The 8,369-nt window shown below is 66.9% G+C and carries 6 protein-coding genes; 2 read left to right on the top strand and 4 right to left on the bottom strand.

Annotated features, from left to right (window positions below):
* Window positions 1–3 precede the first annotated feature (3 nt).
* Window positions 4–1,047 carry a tRNA dihydrouridine(20/20a) synthase DusA gene (dusA, locus tag FHR95_RS14685; protein WP_183314999.1) on the top strand — a complete coding sequence of 348 codons (1,044 nt, stop codon included), beginning with the start codon at window positions 4–6 and terminating at the stop codon, window positions 1,045–1,047.
* Between the two features lie 65 nt (window positions 1,048–1,112).
* Here dusA and FHR95_RS14680 read toward each other — a convergent pair whose 3' ends face one another.
* On the bottom strand, window positions 1,113–2,144 hold the full coding sequence (locus FHR95_RS14680; RefSeq protein WP_183314988.1) for a succinylglutamate desuccinylase/aspartoacylase family protein: 1,032 nt from the start codon (window positions 2,142–2,144) through the stop codon (window positions 1,113–1,115).
* Between the two features lie 182 nt (window positions 2,145–2,326).
* Between FHR95_RS14680 and FHR95_RS14675 the strand changes: the two genes are divergently transcribed.
* Window positions 2,327–2,950, top strand: a complete 624-nt coding sequence (locus tag FHR95_RS14675; protein ID WP_183314987.1) for a TetR family transcriptional regulator — start codon at window positions 2,327–2,329, stop codon at window positions 2,948–2,950.
* Here the strand turns inward: FHR95_RS14675 and FHR95_RS14670 are convergent.
* The 3 genes from FHR95_RS14670 to FHR95_RS14660 all read right to left on the bottom strand — a co-directional run bounded on the left by FHR95_RS14670 (window position 2,942) and on the right by FHR95_RS14660 (window position 8,357).
* Window positions 2,942–3,634 carry a hypothetical protein gene (locus tag FHR95_RS14670; protein WP_183314986.1) on the bottom strand — a complete coding sequence of 231 codons (693 nt, stop codon included), beginning with the start codon at window positions 3,632–3,634 and terminating at the stop codon, window positions 2,942–2,944. The two genes, FHR95_RS14675 and FHR95_RS14670, sit on opposite strands and share 9 nt — an antisense overlap.
* Before the next feature lie 230 nt (window positions 3,635–3,864).
* Window positions 3,865–7,050, bottom strand: a complete 3,186-nt coding sequence (locus FHR95_RS14665; RefSeq protein WP_183314985.1) for an efflux RND transporter permease subunit — start codon at window positions 7,048–7,050, stop codon at window positions 3,865–3,867.
* Window positions 7,047–8,357, bottom strand: a complete 1,311-nt coding sequence (locus tag FHR95_RS14660; RefSeq protein ID WP_183314984.1) for an efflux RND transporter periplasmic adaptor subunit — start codon at window positions 8,355–8,357, stop codon at window positions 7,047–7,049. Before FHR95_RS14660 ends, FHR95_RS14665 begins: the two co-directional genes overlap by 4 nt.
* Window positions 8,358–8,369: the final 12 nt, after the last annotated feature.

Below are 8,369 nucleotides of genomic sequence, written 5' to 3'. Positions count from 1 at the left end.
GTTATGACAGATAAGGCAACAGCCACAACACGCATGGATACTGGCACCGCGCGCCCCGCGCTGGACAGGACTTTCTCCGTCGCGCCTATGATGGACTGGACGACCCGCGACTACCGCGCGTTCGCCCGGACCCTGACCCGTCGCGCCCTGCTCTATACCGAGATGGTGACCACCGGCGCCATCCTGCACGGCAGCCCGCGCAGCCGATTTCTCGGCCATGACGACGTCGAACATCCCCTCGCCCTGCAGCTGGGCGGCAGCGACGCCGGTGAGCTTGCCGAGTGCGCGGCCATCGCCGAGGAGTGGGGCTATGACGAGGTCAACCTCAATGTCGGCTGCCCCAGCGACCGGGTGCAGAACAACCTGATCGGCGCCTGCCTGATGGGCCACCCGGAGAAGGTCGCCGCCGCCGTGCGCGCCATGCGCGAAGCGGTGTCGATCCCGGTGACGGTCAAGTGCCGTATCGGCATCGACGACCAGGACGAGGACGCCGACCTCGAGCGCTTCATTGCCACCGTCGCCGACGCCGGCTGCGACACCTTCATCGTGCATGCTCGCAAGGCGTGGCTCGAGGGGCTCTCCCCCAAGGAGAACCGCGACATCCCGCCGCTCAACTACGGTCGCGTCCATCGGCTCAAGGCAAGCCACCCCGAGTTGCATATCGGCATCAACGGCGGCCTGAAGACCCTCGAGACCTGCCGGGAGCAGCTCGAGTGCGTGGACAGCGTGATGGTCGGCCGCGAGGCCTACCAGAACCCCTGGCTGCTGGCCGGCATTGACGAGGCGCTCTACGGCGTGCCGGGGCCGGCCGAGAGCCGCCACGCGGCGGCCCGCGCGCTGCGCCCCTATATCGCTCGCCGCCTCGACGAGGGCGCCAAGCTCAACCACATCACCCGCCACCTGCTGGGGCTCTTCCAGGGCCAGCCGGGCGGGCGCAAGTTCCGCCGCCACCTCTCCGAGAACGGTCATCTCGATGGCGCCTGCCTGCGTGTCTTCGACGATGCCCTGAGCCTGGTGCCCGAGCGCGAGGCTGCCGCCGTGGCCTGAGGCTGTCGCACCACCGACACGCCGACGGCGCCGAAGCATCGCCGCCGTCGGCGTATGAGGATGACTCAGTAGAGCGCGTCGGGCGGTGGTTCCAGGCTGGAGTGGAAGTCCTCGATAGCGCTCTCGGCCTCCTCGATGGCGTCGAAGCGGGCGATATGAAACAGCGCCTCGCCCTCGTTGGCCAGCGGTAGCCGGCTCATGCCGATCACGATGCCGTCGGCCACCGAACGCACCTCGCCCTCGGCGTTACCGAAGGGATCCGCCACGCGGCCCAACAGTTCATCCTTGGCCACCCGCGCCCCGAGCCGCACCTGGGGGCGCAGAATGCCGTCGATGGGCGCCCTCGCCCAGCTCGAACCGTTGGCCACCTCGGCGGCCGGCACCAAGCGACGGCGTTTTTCGCCGGCCAGCATGCCCAGCCGGCGCATCACCCGCAACACGCCGCGCACCCCGGGCGTGATCGCCCACTGATCGAAGCGCAGCGCCTCGCCGGCCTCGTAGGTGAGCACCGGGATACCGCGGTTCTGGGCATAGTGGCGCAGGCTGCCCTCGCGCAGTTCGGCATTGAGGATCACCGGCGCGCCGAAGGCGTCGGCCATGCGCTCCGTCTCGCCACCGGGGGTCAGCTGGGCGCGGATCTGCGGCAGGTTGGTGCGATGAATGGCGCCAGTATGCAGGTCGATGACGTGGGTGGCGTGGTCGACAATCTGCTCACGGAACAGCGCCGCCATCCGGCCGCCCAGCGAGCCCGACTCGCTGCCCGGGAAGCAGCGGTTGAGGTCGCGGCGGTCGGGCAGATAGCGGCTGTGCTGCACGAAACCGAAGACGTTGACGATCGGCACGGCAATCAGGGTCCCTCGCAGCCCCTGGAGCTGCTTCGAGCGCAGCAGGCGGCGCACGATCTCCACGCCATTGATCTCGTCGCCGTGGATCCCCCCGCAGACCAGCATCACCGGGCCTGGCTGGCGCCCATGCACAACCTCGATCGGAATGTAGAGCGGGGCATGGGTATAGAGACGCGCTACCGGCACATCGATCTGGGTCCGCGAGCCTGGCGAAATGCGGGTACCGGCGATTTCAAAGGGGGCACGGGCCATGGGGCACTCCTCCCGTTACAGAACGGTGTTTTTCGTGGCTTCCTTATACGCCACTAGCACGCCGAACACGAGCCCGGCTGGGACAAAATGGCATACCGCCATCCATACAAGGTTGTATGTAAAAGCCAAGGCGACTCGGGTAGAATACGGGTCATTACCAGAACGCTGGAGAGCCCGCTTTCATGGCCAGACGCACCAAGGCCGAGGCCGCCGCTACCCGGGAGGCTCTGCTGGACGCCGCCGAGGAAGTCTTCCTCGAGAAGGGCGTGGCCCGCACCTCCCTGGAACAGATTGCCCGCCACGCCGACATGACGCGCGGCGCCATCTACTGGCACTTCCGCAACAAGGCCGACCTCTTCCAGGCCATGCTGCAGCGCGTGCGCATGCCCTTCCAGGAACTGGTGGAGGAGATTGGCGACCCGAGCCTCGCCGAACGCCCGCTCGAGGCGATCCGCCTCGCCTGTCTCAAGGGCTTCGAGCGTCTCGAGCAGCCCCGCTACCGGCGCGTACATGCCATCCTGATCCATCACTGTGAGGTCTTCGGCGAGATCGACCCGCTGGCCATGCAGAATGAGATGGCCGAGGAAGCCTGCGGGGCGCTGATCGACTATTGCGGCTGTGCGGCGCGACTGGGCCAGCTGCGGCCGGGGCTCGACCCCGGGGTGGCCGGCGAGTTGCTGCAGGCGATGCTCGGCGGGCTCTTCCACGACTGGCTGCGCAACCATGAGCAGTTCTCGATCCTCGAACGCGGCACGCTGCTGCTGGATACTCAACTCACACTGATGCGCGCGGCTCCCTCAGGATGACGTGGCGGCGCCGTCTTGCCCCTCGCTGCCGTTTCGCCGGCGCAGACGCAGCCTGCTGAGGTGAGCCCGCGCCTCGCGATATTCGCTTTCCGGCACGCTGCGGTAGGCATCCTCTCCCGCCAGGTACTTGACCAGCACACGACGTTCGCCAGCTTGCGGCAGGTCGCCAGACTTGCCGTGAAGGCGCAGCTGCCGCTGTGGGTCATCGACCAGCACGGCCGTGGCCGCCGCATCGTCATCGGCCTGCGCCTTTACCTCCACCTTCTCGCCAAGCAGGCAACGCCGATGCTGCGGGGCGTGGCGATGAAACCAGCGATGCAGGGCATGACACAGCGCTGCCGCCAGGGGTGAGGCGAGCGCGAAGGCTCCCCACAGCACTGCCACGCCCACGGGAATGCGGAACAGCCCCAGCGGTAGCCAACGCAGCACGGCGAGTTCCACCCCCAGGGTGATGGCCGCCGCCAGCACCAGCAGCACCGTCAGCGCGAAGGAGGCCGGCACCCCGGCGAAGCCCAGCGCCACCAGGGTGCTGGCCAAGTGGTCGCCCTTGAGGCTGTCGTGCTCGAAGCACTCCACCCGCGCCAGGCGCAAGGCCACCAGCAGCCAGTAAACGCCAGCAAGGGCAACCAGCACGCTAAATACCACCACCGGGAAACTCAGGGCAATCTGGCGTACGGTTTCCATGGGACACCTCGCAGAACTACTTAGCCAACGAATAAGTCTCTTGCCCCCAGCGTAGCCCATACGGGTGTCGGGTGTGACACCACCTTCCCGACCTGCCGCCTGGAACGCCCCGCCACTCGGTACCATGATCCTTCCAACGCAACGGGGCACCTCGATGAGGTGCCCCGTTTATCGGTGCGAATGGTGCATTACCAGCGCCTGACCCAGGTGTCCGGTGCTGGCTGCGGGTCTCAGGGCTGGTCGGCCCCTGCCACCCGACGCGGCTCGCTGCCACCGCCCAACATCTTGCGCCGCAGCCAGTCGGAGACCACCGCGATCATGGCGTAGAAGCTCGGCACGAAGAAGCTGCCCAGCACCGCCACGGAGGCCATGCCCACCGCCACCGTGGTGCCGATATGGTGGCTGCTGGTATCGCTGGCCCCGGTGGCCAGCGCCAGCGGCAGAGTGCCGAAGATGAAGGCCAGTGAGGTCATCACGATGGGCCGGAAACGCAGCCGGGCCGCGGTAATGGCCGCCTCGCGGATCGACTTGCCCTGCTCCTTGCGCTGCAGCTCGGCGAACTCGACGATCAGGATGGCATTCTTGGCCGCCAGGCCCACCACCACCAGCATGCCGATCTCCACGTAGACGCTGGTGTCGAGCCCGCGCAGCACGATACCGCCAATGCCGCCGAGAAAGGCGAAGGGCGTGGCGGTCAGCACCGCCAGCGGCAGCGACCAACTCTCGTACTGCGCCGCCAGGATCAGGAACACCATCAGCAGGCCGAAAACGAGGGCCAGGTTGGCGGTGCTGCCCATCTGGGTCTCCTGATAGGCGGTACCGGTCCAGCCCATGCCCCAGCCACTGCCGAGCGTCTCCTGCACGATCTCCTCCATGGCGGCGACCGCCTGGCCGGAGCTATAGCCCGGTGCCGGGCCGCCCTGGAACTGAGCGCCCAGATAGACACCGAAGCGAGACACCACCGCCGGCTTGGCCTGCCGCTCGAGCGTCACGAACTCCGAAAGCGGGATTCGCTGGCCGTTGCCGCCGCGCACGAAGACATCGGCGAGGTCATCCGGCGTCCGGCGGAACTCGTCCTCGTTCTGCAGGTAGACCTGGAAGTTGCGGTTCTGGTAGCTGAAGTAGTTGACGAAGCCGTTGCCGAAGGTGTTCGACAGGGTGGCGTTGAGGTCCTGCAGCGCCACCCCATAGCTCAGTGCCTTCTGCTGGTCGATCTCGGCGCGGTAGCCCGGCACGTTGACGTTGAAGGTGGTAAACACCCGCTGAAGGGCGGGGTTCTGATTGGCGGCCTGCATCACCTTCATCGACGCCTGGAAGAGCTCCTGGGGGGTCGCACCCTCGAACGACTGCAGGTAGCCGGTGAAGCCGCCGGTGGTGGAGAGCCCCATGATCGGCGGCATGTTGAAGGCCATCGCAGAGCCACCAGGCACCTGGGCGCCCAGCTGCATCACCTGTCCCACCAGCCCCTGGGCGGTAAGCTCGCGCTCGCCCCAGGGCGCCATATTGATGAACATCACGCCGCGCGCGGTGTTCACCGCGCTGGAGAGAATGTCGTAGCCAGCAACCGCCGCCACGTAGCTGACCCCGGGGATCTCCTCGACACGCGAGCTCAGCTCGCTCATGTAATCCTGGGTACGCGCCAGCGAAGCGGAGTCCGGCAGCTGCACGCTGGCCAGCACGATGCCCTGATCGGTCTCGGGCACCAGGGTCGAGGGCGTGGCTTGGTAGAGCCACCAGGAACCGCCGATGACCAGCGCCGTGAGCAGCAGTGCCAGGCCCCAGAAGCGAACCAGCACCTTGACCACCCACATGTAGGCGGCGGTGATGGCTGCAAAGAGGCGATCGAAGAGACGCAGCGGGGTATTGATGGCGCGCCGAAAGGTCGTCTCGTTGCCGCTCACCGGCTTGTGCTTGATGAAGATCGCCGACAGCGCCGGCGTGAAGGTCAGCGCCATCAGCGCCGAGAACGCCACCGAGATCGCCACGGTGAGGGCGAACTGCTGATAGATCTGCCCGGTGAAGCCGCCCAGGAAGGCCACCGGCACGAACACCGCGGCCATGATCAGCGAGGTGGCGATGACCGGCCCCCCCACCTCCTTCATGGCGCGGATGGTGGCCTGGGTAACGGTGATCTCCTCATCCTCGCTGAGCACTCGCTCGACGTTCTCCACCACCAGGATGGCATCATCGACCACGATGCCGATGGAGAGCACCAGGGCGAACAGCGTCAACAGGTTGATGGAAAAGCCGAACAGGTAGAAACCGGCGAAGGTGGCCAGCACCGAGACCGGCACCACCGACATGGCGATCACCGTGAAGCGCCAGTTCTGCAGGAAGATGAACAGGATCACGCCAACGATCAGGAAGGCCTCGATGAATACCTTGGTGACGGTATTGACGGAGGCATCGATGAATAGCGTGGTGTCGTAGGGCACCACCTGTTCGAGCCCGGGCGGAAAGCGCCCCTCCAACTCGCCCATGGTCGCCTTGACCGCCGCAGCTGTCTCCAGGGCATTGGCGCCGGGCTGCTGGTTGATGATGATCGGCGACATCGCCGCCCCGTTCAGGCGGGCATCCACGCCGTAGAAGGAGGCGCCGAGCTCGATGCGCGCCACGTCCTGCAGGAGCAGCGACGAGCCGTCCGGATTGGTGCGCAGAAAGATCTCGCGAAAGTCGTCGACGTCGCTGAGCCGCCCACCGGCGGTGATGGTATAGCTGAAGGCCCGCGGGTCGCTCTGCGGTGTGGCCGCCAGGCTGCCTGCCGGCACCTCGGTGTTCTGGGCACGGATCGCCGCGGCCACCTCGGTGGGGGTCAGGTCGTACTGCGCCAGCTTGTCCGGGTCCATCCAGATACGCATGGCGAACTCGCCACCGCCCAGCACCTCGGCATTGCCGACGCCGGGGACCTGACGCAGCTCGTCGAGGATATTGAGGGTGGCGTAGTTCTGCATGTAGGTGCGGTCGTAGTCACCCTCCGGCGAGATCAGCGCCACCAGCATCAGGATCGAACTGGATTGCAACTCCACGGTGACGCCCTGGGCCTGAACCGCTTCGGGCAGCTGCGACAGCGCGCCCTGTACCCGATTGTTGACGTTGATGGTGTTGATATCGCCGTCGGTGCCGATGTTGAAGGCCACGTTGAGGCTCATGGTGCCGTTGTCGGCGCTGGTCGAGGTCATGTAGAGCATGTCCTCGACCCCGTTGATCGCCTCAGCCAGGGGGGCGGCCACGGTCTGCGCCACCGTCTCGGCATCGGCACCGGGGAACTGAGCGCTCACCGAGACCGTGGGCGGCACCACGCTGGGGTACTGTTCCACCGGCAGCACCCGCATGCTCATCACCCCGACCAGCGTCAGGATGATCGCCAGCACCGTGGCAAAGATCGGCCGCTTGATGAAGAAGTTGGAGAAGCTCATGAGGCGTCGTCCCCGCCGGCCTCGGCCTGCTCGGACTCGCCGCCGTTGGCCGCGTTACCCTGCGCCGCCTGTCCGCCCTGGGCGGGCGCGCCGCCCTGTTGCTGGTCGCCGGACTGCTGGTCACCCGACTCCATGGAGCGCTCGATGAGCGCCTGAGCGTCACCATCGAAGGGCTGCGGGTCAATGGCCCTACCTGGCTCGATGCCGGCGGGGTCGCCGACCACCACCCGCTCGCCGACCTCCAGACCACCACGGATGACCTGCCAGGGCCCGGCCACCTCGCCCAGGTCCACGGTGCGGGCCCGGGCCACGCTCTCCTCGTCGAGCACGAACACCTGAGGGCCCATCAGCCCCTGGCCGATGGCGATCTCGGGCACTGCCAGCACATCATAGCGCTTCAGCCCCTGCAGGCTGACGCGCACGAACTGGCCAGGCAGCACGCGACCTTGCGGGTTAGCGAAGGTAGCGCTGGCCTGCACGGTACTGGTGGCTTCATCCACTCGCGAGCCCAGAAAGTCGAGCCGACCTTCCAGGGTCGGGCCCTCGGTCCCGTTACCGCCAGGCACACGCAGCGCGGCGGTAATCGCCTCGACGGACGCCTCGCCCACCTGGCGACGCAGCTCAAAGGCATCGCGCTGGGGAAGCTGGAAGCGCACTTCCAGCGGGTCGAGGGGTGTGATGGTGGCAAGCTCGGTACCCGAACTCACCAGGTTGCCGACGTTGACCTGGCTAAGGCTGATCATCCCGGAGACAGGGGCGTTGACCTCGGTATAGCCCAAGTCGATCCGCGCGCTGGCGAGGGCCGCCTCCGCCTGGGCAACGCCGGCCCTGGCAACGCCCAGGTCGGCACGGGCCTGGTCATACTGCTGGCGGCTCACCGAATTCTGGCTCAACAGCCGTTCGAAGCGCTCGGCGTCGCGCTGGGCCCGAGCGAGTTCTGCCCGCGCGCTCTGCAGGTCGGCTTCGCGCTGGTTGACCGTGGCCTGGTAGACGTCCGGCTCGATGCTGTAGAGGGTCTGTCCCTGCTCCACCATCTCGCCGGCCTCGAAGTGGCGCTGCTCGAGAAAACCGGTGACGCGGGCCACCAAGGTGACCTCGCTATCGCTTCTCAGCAGCGACGGATAGGACTTGTCCAGCGGGATATCCTGGCGATCGATCGCCGTCACCTCAACCGGATGTGGCGGCCGCTCCTGACCAGCGCCCTGCTGGGTTTGCTGTGGCGCCTCATCCTGACCACAGGCGGCCAGCAACAGGCCGGCGGCCAGGACGAGGAGGCCCGCCCGGCCGATTCGGAATGCAGTCTTCATGTGCGAGGGTTT

This window comes from Halomonas fontilapidosi, from assembly GCF_014192285.1.
GTDB classification, from domain to species: domain Bacteria; phylum Pseudomonadota; class Gammaproteobacteria; order Pseudomonadales; family Halomonadaceae; genus Halomonas; species Halomonas fontilapidosi.
The sequence above is the reverse complement of the archived record's forward strand: the minus strand, read 5'-3'. Positions and strand labels throughout refer to the sequence as shown.